13 protein-coding genes and 1 riboswitch are annotated in these 15722 nt (G+C 63.7%); of the genes, 6 read left to right on the top strand and 7 right to left on the bottom strand.

Going from position 1 to position 15722, the window contains the following annotated elements; genetic code table 11:
* The first annotated feature begins 17 nt into the window (after window positions 1-17).
* A riboswitch (cobalamin riboswitch) is annotated at window positions 18-214 on the top strand.
* 126 nt (window positions 215-340) lie between these two features.
* The 6 genes from CNQ84_RS18040 (at window position 341) to CNQ84_RS18065 (ending at window position 10751) form a co-directional block, all read left to right on the top strand.
* Window positions 341-2146: a TonB-dependent receptor domain-containing protein gene (locus CNQ84_RS18040; protein ID WP_096006215.1), complete on the top strand. Its 1806-nt coding sequence runs from the start codon at window positions 341-343 to the stop codon at window positions 2144-2146.
* Between the two features lie 172 nt (window positions 2147-2318).
* Window positions 2319-3758, top strand: a complete 1440-nt coding sequence (locus CNQ84_RS18045) for a Wadjet anti-phage system protein JetA family protein (RefSeq protein WP_096006216.1) — start codon at window positions 2319-2321, stop codon at window positions 3756-3758.
* A complete protein-coding gene (locus CNQ84_RS18050) occupies window positions 3742-4416 on the top strand; it encodes a DUF4194 domain-containing protein (protein WP_217350125.1) in 675 nt (224 codons plus the stop codon). The genes CNQ84_RS18045 and CNQ84_RS18050 overlap by 17 nt, the downstream gene beginning before the upstream one ends.
* The gene (locus CNQ84_RS18055; RefSeq protein WP_096006218.1) at window positions 4416-8051 is read left to right on the top strand and encodes an ATP-binding protein; all 3636 of its coding nucleotides are present in this window, start codon (window positions 4416-4418) and stop codon (window positions 8049-8051) included. Before CNQ84_RS18050 ends, CNQ84_RS18055 begins: the two co-directional genes overlap by 1 nt.
* Before the next feature lie 145 nt (window positions 8052-8196).
* Window positions 8197-10080 carry a PAAR domain-containing protein gene (locus tag CNQ84_RS18060; protein ID WP_096006219.1) on the top strand — a complete coding sequence of 628 codons (1884 nt, stop codon included), beginning with the start codon at window positions 8197-8199 and terminating at the stop codon, window positions 10078-10080.
* Window positions 10077-10751, top strand: coding sequence for a DUF2931 family protein (locus CNQ84_RS18065; RefSeq protein WP_096006220.1), 675 nt, complete (start codon window positions 10077-10079; stop codon window positions 10749-10751). Before CNQ84_RS18060 ends, CNQ84_RS18065 begins: the two co-directional genes overlap by 4 nt.
* Before the next feature lie 6 nt (window positions 10752-10757).
* Here the strand turns inward: CNQ84_RS18065 and CNQ84_RS18070 are convergent, their stop codons facing one another.
* The 7 genes from CNQ84_RS18070 to thiL form a co-directional block, all read right to left on the bottom strand.
* Entirely contained in the window at window positions 10758-11495 is a 738-nt protein-coding gene (locus tag CNQ84_RS18070; protein WP_245841477.1) for an NYN domain-containing protein, read from the bottom strand.
* A gap of 64 nt (window positions 11496-11559) precedes the next feature.
* Window positions 11560-12369, bottom strand: coding sequence for a cobalamin-binding protein (locus CNQ84_RS18075; protein WP_096006221.1), 810 nt, complete (start codon window positions 12367-12369; stop codon window positions 11560-11562).
* Complete coding sequence (locus CNQ84_RS18080) at window positions 12370-12795, bottom strand: hypothetical protein (protein WP_096006222.1); 426 nt, start codon at window positions 12793-12795, stop codon at window positions 12370-12372.
* Window positions 12788-13411: a GTP cyclohydrolase II gene (gene ribA / locus CNQ84_RS18085; RefSeq protein ID WP_096006223.1), complete on the bottom strand. Its 624-nt coding sequence runs from the start codon at window positions 13409-13411 to the stop codon at window positions 12788-12790. Before ribA ends, CNQ84_RS18080 begins: the two co-directional genes overlap by 8 nt.
* 134 nt (window positions 13412-13545) lie before the next feature.
* Window positions 13546-14211, bottom strand: coding sequence for a retropepsin-like aspartic protease family protein (locus CNQ84_RS18090; protein WP_096006224.1), 666 nt, complete (start codon window positions 14209-14211; stop codon window positions 13546-13548).
* A 32-nt stretch (window positions 14212-14243) separates the two neighbouring features.
* Complete coding sequence (locus CNQ84_RS18095) at window positions 14244-14738, bottom strand: phosphatidylglycerophosphatase A family protein (protein ID WP_096006225.1); 495 nt, start codon at window positions 14736-14738, stop codon at window positions 14244-14246.
* On the bottom strand, window positions 14731-15720 hold the full coding sequence (gene thiL, locus CNQ84_RS18100) for a thiamine-phosphate kinase (RefSeq protein WP_245841511.1): 990 nt from the start codon (window positions 15718-15720) through the stop codon (window positions 14731-14733). Before thiL ends, CNQ84_RS18095 begins: the two co-directional genes overlap by 8 nt.
* Window positions 15721-15722 lie beyond the last annotated feature (2 nt).

A 15722-nucleotide genomic window follows, 5' to 3' on the forward strand; every position in this document is an offset into this window, starting at 1 on the left:
AAAGGCCTAGAGTCCGCCCCGATTACAACGCGTCAGGTGCCTGCCCTGTGATGGGGCGGGTGAAACGGGAAGTCGGTTCAAGTCCGACACTGCCCCCGCAACGGTAAGAAGTCGCAGGCCAAGCCTGCAGCCGCAATCAAACGCCACTGTCTCCACGGGAAGGCGATTGCGACCGACTTCAAGTCCGGAGACCGGCCTGCCGCCCGATAGCACCCGTAGAGATGCTATCTGCCAACGTGACGCGGAGGGCGCCACCGGTCAGCACGGTCGCCGGTGTCACGCCTCGACCACTGCCCGCTATTGTCCTCGGCTCCGACTGATCCAGCCCCGAGGACACACCATGAAGAACGCCCTGCTCCTGCTACCCGGCCTGCTCGCCTGCGCCGTTGCCCAGGCCAACGATGCACTGAATCTGCCTGAGACCCTGATCACCGCCTCACGCCAGGTTGAAGAGCGCAGCGCCTCCAGCGCCGCCAGCACCGTCTTTACTCGGGATGATATCGACCGCCTGCAGCCCTACAGCGTTGCCGACCTTCTGCGCCGTGTTCCGGGCCTGTCGATTACCACCAATGGCGGCCTCGGTAGCTTGACCGGCATTTCCCTGCGCGGCACCAGCGTCACTCAGACCCTGGTACTGGTTGACGGCCAACGTATCGCCAGTGCCAGCGCCGGCCAGCCCAGCCTGGAGTTCATCAACGTAGACCAGATTGAGCGTGTTGAAGTCATCCGCGGCCCGCGCTCCGCCATCTACGGCTCCGACGCCATTGGCGGCGTGGTTCAGATTTTCACTCGCCAAGGCAGCCAGGGCCTGGAGGCGCGGGTCAAACTTGGTGTTGGCAGCAATCAGACCTTCACTCGTGACCTGGCCCTGTCGGGCGGCAACGGCCAGACCCGTTTTGCGCTGGGCGCCAGCCTGAACGAAACCGACGGCATCAACCGCACCACTAACAGCGTGGGCGGTGATCGCGACGACGACGGCTATCGCAACCGGGCTTTCAACGCGAGCCTGACGCACAACTTTACTGATGACCTGGAAGCTGGCGTGCGCCTGCTGGAGCAAACTGGTAACACCGAGTACGACCTGATGGGCGACCCGGAAGACGACTTCAGCCTCAGCACTGCTGCCGCGCACCTTCAATGGCAGGTTAACAACCTCTGGCGCACTCGTCTGGAAGTAGGCCACTCAGAAGATCGCCGCGACACCCTGTCCAGCACCTTCCCGTCCTCCTACGACACCTACCGCGACTCCGCCAGCTGGCTGAACAATCTGAGCTTCAGCGACGCCCACAACCTGCAGCTGGGGCTGGACTGGTACGAGGACCGCCTGAGCTCCACCGCGGGCTTCGACAACGACGAGCGATACAACCAGGCTGCCTTTGCCCAGTATCGCTTCAGCGGAGAGCAAATCAGTGCAGAGCTGGGCATGCGCCATGACGACAACGAACAGTTCGGCAGCGAGAACACCTTCAACGGTGCGCTGATTTTTGCCCTCAGCGACAACCAGCAAGTGGTCGCCTCCTACAGCGAAGGCTTCCGCGCCCCGACTTTCAACGACCTGTATAACGCCTTCGGAGCCAATCCAAACCTGCGCCCTGAACAGTCGAAAAGCTACGAGCTGCAGTGGCGCGGACGCTTTGCCGAGACTGTGTTCGAAGCCTCTGCCTACCGGATGGACATCGAAGACCTGATCACCCTGGATGCCACGTGGACTCCGCAGAACATCAGCGAAGTGCGTATCAACGGTCTGGAGCTGACTGCCGAACGCGACATTCTTGGCTGGTACACCGTAGCTTCTGCAACCTGGCTCGACCCGCGTGACCGCGCGACCGGCAATCAGCTGCCGCGGCGCCCCAAGCGCCTGCTGAGCATCGACACTGATCGCCAGTTCGGCGACTTTGGCGTCGGCTTCAGCGTTGTGGCCAACAGCACTCGCTACAACGACGCGGCCAACACCCAGGAGCTGGCCGGTTTCGGCACCCTGGAGGCTCGCGCTAACTGGCTAATGAGCGACACTACGCGCTGGGACCTGGCAGTCAGCAACGTACTGGAGAAAGAGTACGCGCTGTCCAACGACTTTGCCGGCAACCCCTACCGGAACGAGGAGCTGAATGCTCGTCTATCGCTGACCTGGACACCCCAACTCTAAGCTAGGCCCAGCCAGGCAACACCAACAAGCCCCGCCATCGAGCGGGGCTTGTTTTTTGGCGCCCTGCTTGACGACAACGTGCGCCGTATCCCGCGCCCGTCGCCCCAACTTGCCGCCCCGCCCCGCTGATCAGGCATAATGCGTCCTTGTCCGAACCGGAATTCGACGCCCTATGTTTTTTACCAACGAGCGACTGCAGTTCTTCCGCCCGCTCACCAGCAAATACCGCGAACAGATTGTCGAGTGCCTGCGCCTGCTGCACGAGCGGCTGTACAGCGCCCGCGCCGATTACGGCGAATCACTCAAGCGCGAGCAGGTGCTGGATATCTTCAGCGAAGCGCTGGAACGCGCCCCACTGCTGGAAAGCGACGACGAAGACGCCAGCCGCTTCAAGAGCAACCGCGAGCAGGCCAGCTGGATTCTCACCAGCCTGATCGAAAACGGCTGGCTGGAACGTCAGGTGGATCAGGCCACCTTCCAGTCGACCTACCCGTTCAGCCGCATGGGCCGGCTGTTTGCCCAGTCGCTGGCCGAGGCGCACGGGCACAACACCCGTACCCGCCACCGCAACACCCGCAACACCCTGAACGCGCTGTCGGCCTTTGCCGAGCACGGCGAGGTGTATGACCTGCTCGATGCCCACGAATACGCCGAGCGGATCATTGCCGACTTCACCGACATCATCGCCGAGCTGGAAGAGCGCAAGCGCCAGCTGGTACGCGAGGTCGAGGCGCAGCAACTGGTCCAGCAGGCCAGCGATCAGTTCTTCGACTTTATGGAGCGGCGCTTCCAGCCCGATCTGGCGGTGCGCCTGTCGGCCGACAGCGTCGAAAAACACCGCGAGCGCATTCAGGATGTGATCGCCCGTATTCGCCGCAAGCCACGCGAGTGGAAAGCCGAGGCCGAGCGCGAGCTGCGCCGCCTGGCGCCGGACTTGCTGGTGGACGAACGCAGCTCGATTCTCTGGCAGTTGCTGGACGGCATCGAAGGCTGCCTGCGCAACGCCGCCGACATCATGCTGCCAGCCCTTCGCCGCACCCTGCAGAGCTTCACCCAACGGGCCGATATCATCATCCGTCAGCTCAGCTACCTGCACAGCCAGAAGCACAGCGACATCGTTGGCCTGTGCCGCGAGCTGTCCGCCCTGCCCGCCGAAGAGCAGGCCAAACGTCTGAGCGCCGCGGGCGAGGAAATGGCGGTGGTCAATCTGGCGCTGGTCGATCCCGGCCAGGTGAAGCTGCGCGAACGCCGCGAACGCCCGCCGGTGCACAGTCTGATGGAAACCCTCGACGCGCCGGAAGACGACACCCTGCGCACGCTGGCAGTCAATCAGTTGCTCGACAAGGCCTTCAACGTCAACGCCAGTGGCCTGCGCACCTACCTGCGCGCCGCCCTCGGCAACGGCAGCCAGCTCAACACCCGCGACCTGCCGGTCAACAGCGCCAACGACCTGCTCGCACTCAGCCATGTGATCGCGCTGGCCAGCGCCGAACACGCCGCCAGCGGCCTGCGCGTGCGCATCGAGCCCAGCGGCGAGACCATCAGCAACGAAACCTATTTTGATCGCCGTGACGGCTTCATCATCGATCTGGAACATGACGAACATGCGTGACGCGCTGGACCACCACCTCAACGAACGCGGCCTGAGTGCCGAGGACTTTTCCGAGCTGATGATCCGCCTGCTCGACCGCGGCGTACTCTGCCGCGACGAAAGCAACCGCGAGGCCGAGCTCTACGACCGCTACCTGCAGGCCGCCGAGCTGGTCGAAGACTATCTCTCGGTGCTGCGCATCCGCGTACTGCACGAGCCGCGCTTCAATCTGGTTCGCGTATTCCCGCCGGGCGCGGAAGTACCCGGTCTGGTCGACGCCGACGACAGCTTCGGCAGCGGCCTGCGCGAGCGCCTGAACCAGCAGGAAGTGGCGCTGATTCTGGTGCTGCGCGCCGAGTACGACAAGGCCCTGCGCGAAGGTCAGGTCGACGAGTTCGGTCAGGTCATGCTGTCGCTCGAAGCGCTCAACCTGAGCAGTCGCAACCTGCTCGGCCGTTCACTGCCGGAACAGCAGAGCGAACGCCGCAACCTGCTGCGCCGCCTGCGCCAGCTGCGGCTGATCCGCAGCCCCAGCGATGCCGAACTGGACAGCGGCGAAGCCTGGCTGACCATCCGCCCGGGCATCATCAGCCTGGTGACCGACAGCGCGCTGGCCCAGCTCGCCAGCCCCGAGATTGAAAACAGCGAAGACCAGCCGTCCGCCGAGGAGAGCAACTGATGTATCTGAAGCGTTCGATTACCGTCAACTGGGGCAACCTGCCGGTCGAAGAACTGGAATACGGCCCGGTCAACCTGTTCTCCGGCGGCAACGGCTCCGGCAAGACCACCGCAGCGGATGCCCTGCAGACGCTGATGACCGCCGCCCACGACAACCTGTTCAACTACAACCCGGGGCAGGACGAAACCACCCAGCGCGGCCGCGGCGGCAAGCAGGTGCGTACTCTCGCCTCCTACGTGCTCGGCTGTGACGACGGCGCCTACGCCCGCCCCTGGGATACCGACGGCTACATCGCCGGGGTGTTCCACCCGACCCGTGGCGAGACCGCCGAACCCTTTACCGCGGTGATCGGCGTGCGCGCCCACCTGGACGCCGCTGGCAGCAGCCGGCAGGCGCGGCAGGACGAACTGCTGCTGATGATCATCCCCGGCGAGATGCTGTCGCAGTCGCACTTTCTGCGCGAGCAGGATGACGGCCGCCACGTGATCGCCGTGACCGAACTGCCAGGCCTGCTGCGCAAGCAGTTCAGCGCCCAGCAGATCGAAGTCTACGACCGCAAGAGCGCCTACCTGGCCCGCCTGTACGCGGCCCTGCGCGGCCGCCGCGATGCGCTCTCGACCCGCGAAGCCAAGAACGCCGCACGCACCTTTGCCAACTTCATGGCCTACAAACCGGTCAAATCCATCGACCAGTTTGTCGCCGAGGAAGTGCTGGAGCCCCGCGAGTTTGGCGACACCATCAAACGCATCCGCGAGCTGCTGCGCACCGTGCATGGCATGGAGCAGGAAGCGGCGCGGGTACGTCAGGCGGTGGAACTGCTGTCGCTGACCACCAGCCAGACCACTCAATATCTGGACAGCTGGCTGGAGCGCACCGGGCTGGAGTACGCCGCCGCAGCGCAAGCCTGGCAGAACAACCAGCAGGGCTATCTGGCCGCCAAACAGGAACAGCAGCAGCTCGCCAGCCAGCTCGAAGCGCTGCAGGAAGACCAGCGCCTGACCACCGAACGTCTCGGCCAGGCCCACCACGAACTGGTGCAACTGGAAGCCCGCCGTCAGGGCATTCCGGCGCTGCAGAACAAGGACCAACTGGAGCAGCGCCAGCGCCAACTGAGCGAGCAGCTGCGCAGCGCCGTACCCGGCCTGCTGACCCAGGCCCATCAGCGCGACCGCAACCTGGTTGCGCTGCAATCCGCCGGCGCCCTGCTGTCACAACACAGCCTGAGTCAGGCGCTTCCGCAGCTCGCCAGCCGCGGCTGGCGTGACGCCAGCGCTGCAGTGCTGGCCGCCGAGCGCGAACCGGTCGCCGACCTAAACCAACTGCTGGCCCGCGACTGGATCGACCTGACTCCGCTGGACGCCGGCCTGGATGCCATTCGCAGCCAGCAGCGTGCACACAACCAGCTGGCCGAGCGCCTGCGCGAACAGGACAGCGAAGGCGCCAGCCTGCTGCAGCGCGTCGACCGGCTGGTGCAGGAGCGCAACAGCGCGCTGAACAATTTTGATCGCCAGGTCAGCCAGATTCGCCACCAGATCAGCACCCTGCAGAGCAGCCGCGTGACGTATCCGGCGTATGTCGAGGAAGCGCTGCTGGCGATCCGCAAGCAATGCCCGCAGGCCGACCCGCGCGTACTCTGCGACCACGTCGAGGTGCTCGACCCGGATTGGCAGATGGCGATCGAGGGTTATATCGGCGGCAGCCGCTACGCCATTCTGGTCGAGCCAGAATACGAAGCTGAAGCCATCCGCATCGTGCGCCAGATGAACAGCCGCGAGCGTAACCGCGCGCGGGTGATTCAGGGCAGCAAGGCCAAGCAGGACGCCGAACGCATCAGCCTGCCGAACGATTCGATCCTGCAGGTCATGCGCTTCAGCCACCGCGTTGCCGAGTACTACCTGCAAGCCTCCTACGCCACGGTCGCCCGGGTTGCCGACGCCGGCGCCCTGCGTCAGACCCGCCGCGGCATCACCCGCGACGGCATGGGCTCGGGCAACTACGCGCTGTTCCGCTGCGATATCGACGACAGTCAGCTGGTATTTGGTGCCGCAGCCCGCGAGCGCAACCTGCGCGCGCAGGAACAGCGGCTGCATGATCTGGATCTGCAGCAGCATCAACTGCGCCGCGAACTGGAGGGGCTGCGCGAGCTGGCCCGTCAGCTTGGCCAGATTGCTCCGCTAGACTACGCCGCCCGCGCCAGCGAGCTGCTCGACAGCCAGCGCCAGCTGCGCGAAGTCGAGCAGCAACTGGAAGCGCTTGATCTGGACGCGCACCACGATCTGGAAGCGGAACAGCAGCGCGTGACCCTGCGCCACCGCGAGCTGGAACTGCACGGCAAGGAGCTGGACGTGCAACTTGGCCGTCTGCAGGAGAAGCAGGTCAGCATCGGCCAGCGCATTACCCACTTCGCCGACCAGAGCGATGCCCTGCTCGACGCCCGCGACAAGGCCGAGCAGTACCTGCTGGATGCGGCTGCTCAGGTGCCGGGGCTCGACCCGCAGGCGCGGCTGGAGCAGCTCGACACCATGCTCGAGCAGCGTGGCGGCCAGTTCGACTTCATTGCCGACGCCCAGGCGCTGACCAGCAGCCTGCACCGTCAGGTGGCCGACCTGCAGCGCGCCATCGAGCATTACAACGAGCAGGCCCAGCCCGCCGATCAGGTACTCGCCGACACCCCGGCCGAACTGCACAGCCTGGCCTTCTTCCGCCATGTCGGCGCGCTGCATCAACAGCTCGACAACCTGCACAACCGCCTGCGCAACAACGTGTTGCTGGCCAAGCAGGAACAGCTCGCGAGCCTGCGCGACAGCTTCAACACGACCTTCGTCAGCGACCTGTGCCACGAGATTCATCAGGCCATCAACGACGGCCGCCGCACGCTCGAGCAACTGAACAAGGAGCTGGAGCACCACCGCTTCGGTGCCGACCGCGAGCGCTTCCAGTTCGACTGGGACTGGCTGCCCGAGTACAAGGCCTACTGGGAGTTCTTCCGCGAGCTGATCCAGATGCCGAACCTGGGCGACGGCACCAGTCTGTTCGACGATACCCTGTCCGAGCGTTCGGCCGCGGTCCGCGATCAGCTGCTGGCATTGTTGCTCGATGGCGACGAACAGCAGGCCCTGCGCGAACTGGAGCGCATCAGCGACTACCGTCGCTACCGCCGCTACGACATCCTCAAGCACCCGGAAGGCAAGTCGCCGATCCGCCTGAGCGAATACGGCACCGGCTCCGGCGGCCAGCTGGAAACCCCGGCCTATATCATCCGCGCCGCCGCCGTGACCAGCGCTTTCCGCTTCAACGAGGGCGACAGCCACCTGCGCATGGTGATCGTCGACGAAGCCTTCATGCACATGGATGAGATCCGTTCGCGTGAAGTCATCGCCTACCTGACCGAAACCCTCGGCCTGCAGCTGATCTTCATCATGCCGACCAGCAAGGCCGGCCCCTTCCTGGAACTGGTCAGCAACCAGTTCGTGTTCAGCAAGGTGCCCAGCAGCCAGCCGGTCGGCGAGCTGAACACCCGCGTGCTGCTCGACCGTCAGCAGCTCAACCGCGAGCGCGTGGCCGAGCTGTGGGCCCAGCACCGTCGGGTGATTCGTCAGCAGGGTGCGCTGGAGTTTATGGAAGACGTGATCTGACCCGTGCATGCGTTGCCGGCCACCCCGGCAACGCATTGCAGCGGCAGATGCCAAACACCGCACATTCACCCCAATAGTCGATTGTCCGACCCGCCGTCGCCCCGCAGGATGAACTCAAGAACACCTGCAGCCAGAGGGAATTGGCATGTCCGGCAAACCCGCCGCCCGACTCGGCGACCCCACACAATGCCCACAGACCGGCCACGGCGCCCGCGCCATCGCCAGCGGTGCCCCCAATGTGCTGTTCAATGGCAAACCCGCCGCACGCCTGGGTGACAGCACCACCTGCGGCAGCGCACTGGCCGGCCAGGTCATTCCCAATGTGCTGATCAACGGCCGCCCCGCCGCTGTACTCGGCAGCACCGGCAGCCACGGCGACGCCGTCATCGCCGGCTCCGGCAATATCTTCATCGGCACCACCACCGGCAGCGCCAGCACAGCAGCGCAGGCCGTAGGCGCCTTGGTGCGCACCCTGCAAGCGCTGTTCGGCGCGCCACTGGCCACCCGCGCCAGCATCGCCAAGGCAGCCCCGCTAGAGCGCGAGGAAGAAGAGGAGGAAGAAGAAACCGAACTGCCGCAAAAACAGCGCATCACCCTGCGCGTCGGCATGTTCTTCGACGGCACCCTCAACAACCTGCCCAATGCTTCACTCACCGCCCAATGCCGCCGCGAAGACCTGGCCCAACTCGGCCCCGACGGCCTCGAAGCCGTCACCCGCTTCTGCCAATCCCACGGCTATAACGACAGCAACGGCGATGCGTTCTTCGATCAACGGCCGGATAACAGTTATGGGAATGAGTTGAGTAATGTGGCGTTGTTGTATGAGCTTTATCAGGACGACTCGCGCCAGAAACTCCCGCCGGAAGCCACCCAGGCAAGCGTTAAGGTCTACATCGAAGGATCTGGCAGTAAAGCCGGAGAGGAAGACGCCACTATGGGTATGGCGTTTGGGCAGGGCGAGACAGGGGTTGTTGAGCGGGTTGAGCAGAGTCCTGCCACGTTGCTACTGATGATTGACAGCCTGATGGACAACAACCCTTCTATCTGCATAGAGAATATCGAGTTCGACATTTTCGGCTTCAGTCGCGGCGCGGCGGCAGCTCGCCACTTCGCCAACGAAGTGCTGAAAGCCGAAAACGGGATTCTCGCCAAAAACCTAGATGCCCATCCCCTCGCCTTCGGTCCTGACTTCTCTATCAGCGGAAGTATAAGCACCAACTTTATCGGCCTATTCGATACCGTAGCGGCGATCGGCGACCCTGCGCAAGGGCATCTCAGCGTCGGAGACGACTATAACCCGGGCGTCAATCTATACCTGCCACCCGGCTGCGCCCGCAAGGTAGTGCACCTGACTGCAGCGGACGAGCACCGGCATAACTTCAGCTTGAACCGGGTAAGTGCGCCACACGAAGAACTGGTTTTGCCCGGCGTACACTCCAACCTGGGCGGCGGCTACCCAACGCTATCCTATGAGCGGCTGGTAATCGGCAGACCAGTCTTCTTTCTGAGTAACCACTACCCGCTGGACGGCCCGGCACGCCAGCAATTGACCCGCTCACGTGCCTGGCGGGTCAGGCAGCAAGAGGAAGAGCGCTTTCGGGCCCGCGGACTACCGGGCGACGGCCGCTTTGAGCGGCACGAAGAAGTCGTCGGACAAAGCCCAAACGCCCGCGTACTGCTGACGCTTTCAATCATCCGCAGCGTCCGAGGTGAGCTATCCCGCGTATCCCTTAAGGTTATGCACGCCAAAGCATCAATTGCGGCTGTACCGTTTGGCGCATTAAACGAAGCAGATAGGCGCTTTGCTGTCCCGTCCGACCTTGAACCCATCGCAGACAAGGTGTTTTCTGCATGTATGGCCGGACATAGCCCGATCCTGAGCATTGAGGAAAAGCGCTTCCTGCACAGCCGCTATATCCACAGCTCGGCCAACTGGGTGCCAGTGAAGGGTTTTATGGCTAACAAGCCGCGGCATGACTTTATTCGCGCCGTCTATCCAGATGAGCAACAGAACGGATACCCCGCATGATCACACGCATACTGATCCTGGTCCCAGCACTAATCCTTGGCGGTTGCCAGAGCAGCAAACCTGTTGAACCCTTCCCACCCAAACCGGACCTGCCCTATCGCGCCTGGTACGTCGGCCTCGGAGCCCCTGACTATATGGAGGCGTGGGTCGACGGTGTGGATTTGATAGACGTGAACGACCTGATGTATGAGCGTGTTTTCGGGGGGATTGCCTCAACGAGCACGCCTCCCAACAATCAGGGCGACGCCCGCGGCTGGCCGGAGCGTCCTGGCCCTGGGTCGAGCTTCCCCATGTCCGGCGTTGATCTGCCAGAGAAAATCACAGTGCGCTGGCAGTCGCTTGCGGAACCAGAAGCATACCGGGCCAGCTTCTATGTTTCAGATGAAACAAGAGCCGAAATGATTAAACCACGGCCCACATACTGTGCGTGGCGAGACGCCCACGTCACGCATTACCTGAACATTATCGCGATTGGCGTTGCCCCCGGAGGGGTAGTAAAAGCTTGGCTGGTAGGGCCATGTCTTGACCCAATCGAAATCGCTCACGTCCAAGGCGAAATCAACCCCGTCGGCCCCTACAACGGTGAATCCAACGGCGAGTTCTACCGCCCGCCCAGTCCCAACGCCCAACACTATATCGACACCCACGGCATACCGTTTGGCAGCTGGTAGGCGTTCTCAGCCCTTCTTGCCCGGGCGCTGGTCCTTGACCAGCAGCAGGTTGTTTTCTCGTCGCAGGGTAAACAGGCCGATCCCTTCTACCAAGCCGCTGAACTTGCTGTAACCGTAGTTGCGCGGGTCAAACTCGGGCATTTGCTTGGCCAGCTGACTGCCCACCGGGCCAAGGTTGGCCCAGCCTTCGTCGTCAGACGCCGCCTCAATAGCCTGGCGCAGCAGATTGCACAGCTTGGTGTCCTGGCGCAGCTCCTGCGCCGAACGACGCTGAATAACCGTCTCCGCGTTCTCGGGGTGCTGGGTAAAGATCTCGGTGTAGATAAAGCGGTCGCAGGCGGCAACAAAAGGCTTGGGCGTTTTCTTCTCGCCAAACCCATACACCACCTTGCCCGACTCACGCAGGCGCGCGGCGAGACGGGTGAAATCACTGTCGCTGGAGACAATACAAAAGCCGCCAAGGTCTGCCGAATACAGCAAGTCCATGGCATCGATAATCATCGCACTGTCGGTCGCATTCTTGCCGGAGGTGTAGGCAAACTGCTGAATCGGCTGAATAGAGTGCTCCAGCAGCGAGGCCTTCCACTTGCCCAGACTCGGCGTAGTCCAGTCGCCATAGATGCGCTTCACGCTCGCCACACCCAACTTGGCCACCTCAGCCAGCAGCCCTTCAACAATCGCCGGATTGGCATTGTCGGCATCGATCAACACGGCCAACCGTGTCGGTTCCATCAGCGCTGCCATCACTCCACTCCCCTGTGTCTGCAGCCACCATCTTGGCAGGGGTGACTGCACGGCGACAAGCCTATTAATGGCTTACCAGCTCGCAGAGCTGCGCAACCCCTTCAATAATCGCCGGCGTCGGACGAACCAGCAGGTCGCTGTCCAGCACGTACAGGCGTTGCTGTTCGACGGCGGCCAGTTGCGGGAAGCGGCGCCATTCGTCGAGCCAGCGCTCGGCGGTGATGCCGGCGTCGGCCAGGGCGATGATGGTGTCGGGGTTGGCGACCAGCACGCCTTCGCGGCCTACCTGCGGGGCCAGGCCGGTGAGATCGGCGAAGACGTTGTCGGCGCCGCAGAGGATGAGGGCGTCGGACAGCAGTTGGTCGCCGGCAACGGTGTACAGCGGGTTATCCCAAAGCTGCAGAAACACGCGTGGCGGGTTGGCGCCCTGCTGCGCGCGCAGTTGATCAAGCTGGCTATTGAAGCTGCCGGCAAGGGCAGCGGCTTGCGCTTTACGGTCGAGCAGCTCGCCCAGTTGCAGGGTCATGTCGTCGATGTCATCGAGCCGCTGGGGGTCAAACTCGGCAACCGGGATATTCCAGCTGCGCAGCCGCTCAAGTAATGCAGGAGGGTTACCGCTGGTCCAGGCAAGCACCAGATCAGGGTGCGTGGCTACGATGCGTTCGGCAGACAGTGTGCCGTAGCTGCCGACGCGTGCGACGTTGTCGAGTTCACCGTGCAACTGACCGTCATCCAGCACACCCACCAGCTGGCTGCGGGCATCGAGCTGCAACACCATGTCGGTCAGAAAGGGGGCAATGCTGACCACCCGTTCGGCGGCGCCCAGCGGCGCAGCCAGCCAGCACAGTAGGCAAAGGCCGGCCAGCAGGCGCATTCAGTCGACCCAGGCGGCCGGCGGACGGTACAGCAGCGTGACGCCGAGGCTGACGATCACCAGCAGCGCCAGCGGGATGATCTCGCCCACACAGAAGTAGTGCACCAGCGCGACCAGTGCCGGCAAGGCCGCCGCGCTCAGGCCCAGGCTCTGCAGGCGATGCAGATTGGCCCAGGCGCCAGCGGCTTCATCGCTGGTGCCCAGCGCATCGACGCGAATCAGCGCGCGCTTGTACAGCCGGAAGCGCCACAGCGTCAGCAACAGCGTGGCCATGCCGAAGGCGAACAGCGGTACGGCAGCGGCATCAAACAGGCCGTTCCAGTCGCCCAGCACCAGAACCAGCAGAATCGGCAGCAGCAACACCGCTGCGCTGAGCATGCGCCAGACGCTGCGCAGGGTGCGCCAGTGGGGTTTGGGATCAAACATCGCCGGGCTCGGCTTCAGCCTGGTGCAACTGGCCCAGCATGTGGCCCAGCTTGCCGGCCTTGGTGGCCAGGTACTTGGCGTTGTGCGGGTTCTTGCCAAACTGCAGCGGCAGACGCTGGGCCACCTCAACGCCAAAGCCCTGAATCGCCTTGACCTTGCGCGGGTTGTTGGTAAGCAGCTTGAGGCTGGTGATGCCCAGATGATCAAGCATCGGCTTGCAGATGCCGTAGTCGCGTTGATCGGCGCCAAAGCCCAGCAGTTCGTTCGCTTCGACGGTATCGGCGCCGCCATCCTGCAGGTGGTAGGCGCGGATCTTGTTCATCAGACCGATGCCACGGCCTTCCTGGCGCAGGTACAGCAGCGCGCCACGACCTTCGTCGGCGATAGCCTTGAGCGCGGCTTCCAGCTGAAAGCCGCAGTCACAGCGCAGGCTGAACAGCGCATCGCCGGTCAGACATTCGGAGTGCAGGCGCCCGAGGACCGGCTGGCCATCAGACACATTACCCATCGTCAGCACCACATGCTCCTTGCCGGTCGCTTCTTCCAGGAAGCCGTGCATGGTAAATGTTCCCCACTGGGTGGGCAGCTGAGATGAAGCAACAAAGGTGACTGTCACACCGGTCTCCTGTACAGCCTTTGCAAAAAAAGGGCTGCCATATTAGCAGGAGAAGGCCGCGTGGGCGATCTGTGCGTTGCCTGGATAGTTGCGGTGAATGCTCAAGAGTGCGCTGAACCGAGCCGGCTCTGCGCTCAGAACTTGCGCTCAAGCATTAACAGATTGTCGCGCTCATCCATGCGCACCCGGCTGAGCCAGCTCATGCCGAGCAGCACGTCCAGTGGATAGGCACCGTCGAGCACCACGCCCTGCACATTGGTCAGCTCGATTTCGCCCACTTTGACCCGCGCCAGCGAGACCCGATAGCCATCGACGGCACCGCTGGCGGTGGTGGCGCGAATCGGCGTGCCGATTAGCTGGTAATCAATACCCATGCGCCGCGCCTGGTTGGCGTTCATGGCGACGCTGGTGGCGCCCGTATCGACCATGAAGACGGTGTGGTGGCCGTTGATGGAACCGGTCACCCGAAAGTGGCCGCCCTCGCCACGCGGGATGCTCACCTGCTGCCGTTCGGTCTGGGCAAAGCCTTCGGTGTACTCGCGTTGCAGGCCGAACTGGCGGGTCTGGCCGTCGATGCGCAGCGTGGCGGTGTTACTGTCAGAGGCGACCAGCTCGACGCCCTGCACGGCGGGCTTGCCGACACGCAGCATGTGGCGCGCGCCGTCGATATTGACCACCGCGGCATTGGGGAACAGCCCCACCACCCGAACATCGGACGCCGCCTGCAGCGCACTGGCGCCCAGCAGCAGAGAGCAGCCCAGCAGGGCTGCCAGAGGAGAAGTTCTGCGTGGTTGAGCCATTGAGATGTCCTTTCCGCAATGCCAGATAAGGGCTACACCATAGCCAATAGCCATTCGCCCAGCAACAGCACCAGCAGCGCCATCACGCCGGCAATCACATCATCGAGCATGATGCCCAGACCACCGCCAACCCGGCGATCAACCCAACCAATCGGCCAGGGCTTCCAGATATCGAACAGGCGGAACAGCGCAAAGCCGGCGAGCAGCCAGGCCCAGCCGGTTGGCGCCAGCCAGAGCGCAATCCACAGGCCGACAAACTCGTCCCAGACAATGCCGCCGTGATCGTGCACCCCCAGATCCGCTGCGGTGCGGTGACACAACCAGATACCCAGCAGCGTGGAGAGCAGAATAACCAGTGCATAGCCGCCCAGTGGCAGCTGTTGCCAGAGCAGCACAAAGGGCAGCGCCGCCAGCGTGCCCCAGGTGCCGGGCGCGGGCCGAATGGCGCCGCTGCCAAAACCGAAGGCGAGAAAGTGGATGGGGTTGCGCCACACCGAGGCGGGTGTGGATTCGTGCGTGTCAGTCATCCTGACTCCTGAAATGTTGATAACCAACGGGGCCGTCTACTGGCCGCATACCGAGCCCCAGGTCCAGCTGCACACCCTGCCCGGCTTGCACCTGACCAATCACGCTGACCCGCTGACCGGCCTGGCGCCAGCGCTGGATTTGCCCCCGCGCAGCGCGCGGTAGGGTGAAAAGCAGTACGTAATCATCCCCGCCGCGCAACATCCAGTCCAGTTGCTGACGTTCTGGCCAGCTGCGCAGCGCATCAGACATGGGTAGTTGCGGGCCGTTGATCTGCAGGCACACGCCGCTGGCCTTGGCGATATGCGCCGCATCGGCCAGTAGCCCGTCGGAGACGTCCAGTCCGGCACTGGCGTGACCGCGCAGCAAGGCGCCCAATGCCAACTGCGGCAGTGGGCGCCAGAAGCGTTGGTGCAGGTAGTTCTGCTCGGCCATGGGCAACCCAGCTGGCAGAGCCTGCCCCAGCACGACAGCCAGGCCGGCGGCGCCGTCACCCAGACAACCGCCAACGCAGAGCAGATCTCCGGGCCGCGCGCCACTGCGGGTCAGCGCCTGAGCGGCAGGCACCTGGCCGAAGACCGTGACGCCAATATTCAAGGGGCCACGGGTGGTATCGCCACCGATCAGGTTGATACGACAATCGCGCGCCGCATCGCCCAGGCCGGCAGAGAACGCCTGCAACCAGCCCGCCTCGGCCTGCGGCAAGGTCAGCGCCAGGGTAAAGCCCAGCGGCTCGGCGGCCATGGCGGCAAGATCGCTGACGGCCACGGCAAGGGCGCGATAACCCAGTTCGGCGGGGGGGCAATTGACAGGAAAGTGAACACCCTCGACCAGGGTGTCGGTAGAAATGACCAGCTGCTGACCAGCAGCCGGTTGCAGCAGCGCGGCATCGTCGCCGATGCCCAGGGCGACCGCCCCGCTGGCTGCGGCCCGCTGCAGTCGCTCGGTGCGAAAGTAGCGGGCAATCAGGTCAAACTCGTCCAGCG

The sequence above is a fragment of the Pseudomonas abyssi genome, assembly GCF_002307495.1.
Lineage (GTDB): Bacteria > Pseudomonadota > Gammaproteobacteria > Pseudomonadales > Pseudomonadaceae > Halopseudomonas > Halopseudomonas abyssi.

Bases quoted from the DNA above. Each gene is read 5' to 3' on its own strand.
- CNQ84_RS18040 (WP_096006215.1), top strand. From the start codon at position 341: ATGAAGAACGCCCTGCTCCTGCTACCCGGCCTGCTCGCCTGCGCCGTT.
- CNQ84_RS18045 (WP_096006216.1), top strand. From the start codon at position 2,319: ATGTTTTTTACCAACGAGCGACTGCAGTTCTTCCGCCCGCTCACCAGC.
- CNQ84_RS18050 (WP_217350125.1), top strand. From the start codon at position 3,742: ATGACGAACATGCGTGACGCGCTGGACCACCACCTCAACGAACGCGGC.
- CNQ84_RS18055 (WP_096006218.1), top strand. From the start codon at position 4,416: ATGTATCTGAAGCGTTCGATTACCGTCAACTGGGGCAACCTGCCGGTC.
- CNQ84_RS18060 (WP_096006219.1), top strand. From the start codon at position 8,197: ATGTCCGGCAAACCCGCCGCCCGACTCGGCGACCCCACACAATGCCCA.
- CNQ84_RS18065 (WP_096006220.1), top strand. From the start codon at position 10,077: ATGATCACACGCATACTGATCCTGGTCCCAGCACTAATCCTTGGCGGT.
- CNQ84_RS18070 (WP_245841477.1), bottom strand. From the start codon at position 11,495: ATGGCAGCGCTGATGGAACCGACACGGTTGGCCGTGTTGATCGATGCC.
- CNQ84_RS18075 (WP_096006221.1), bottom strand. From the start codon at position 12,369: ATGCGCCTGCTGGCCGGCCTTTGCCTACTGTGCTGGCTGGCTGCGCCG.
- CNQ84_RS18080 (WP_096006222.1), bottom strand. From the start codon at position 12,795: ATGTTTGATCCCAAACCCCACTGGCGCACCCTGCGCAGCGTCTGGCGC.
- CNQ84_RS18090 (WP_096006224.1), bottom strand. From the start codon at position 14,211: ATGGCTCAACCACGCAGAACTTCTCCTCTGGCAGCCCTGCTGGGCTGC.
- CNQ84_RS18095 (WP_096006225.1), bottom strand. From the start codon at position 14,738: ATGACTGACACGCACGAATCCACACCCGCCTCGGTGTGGCGCAACCCC.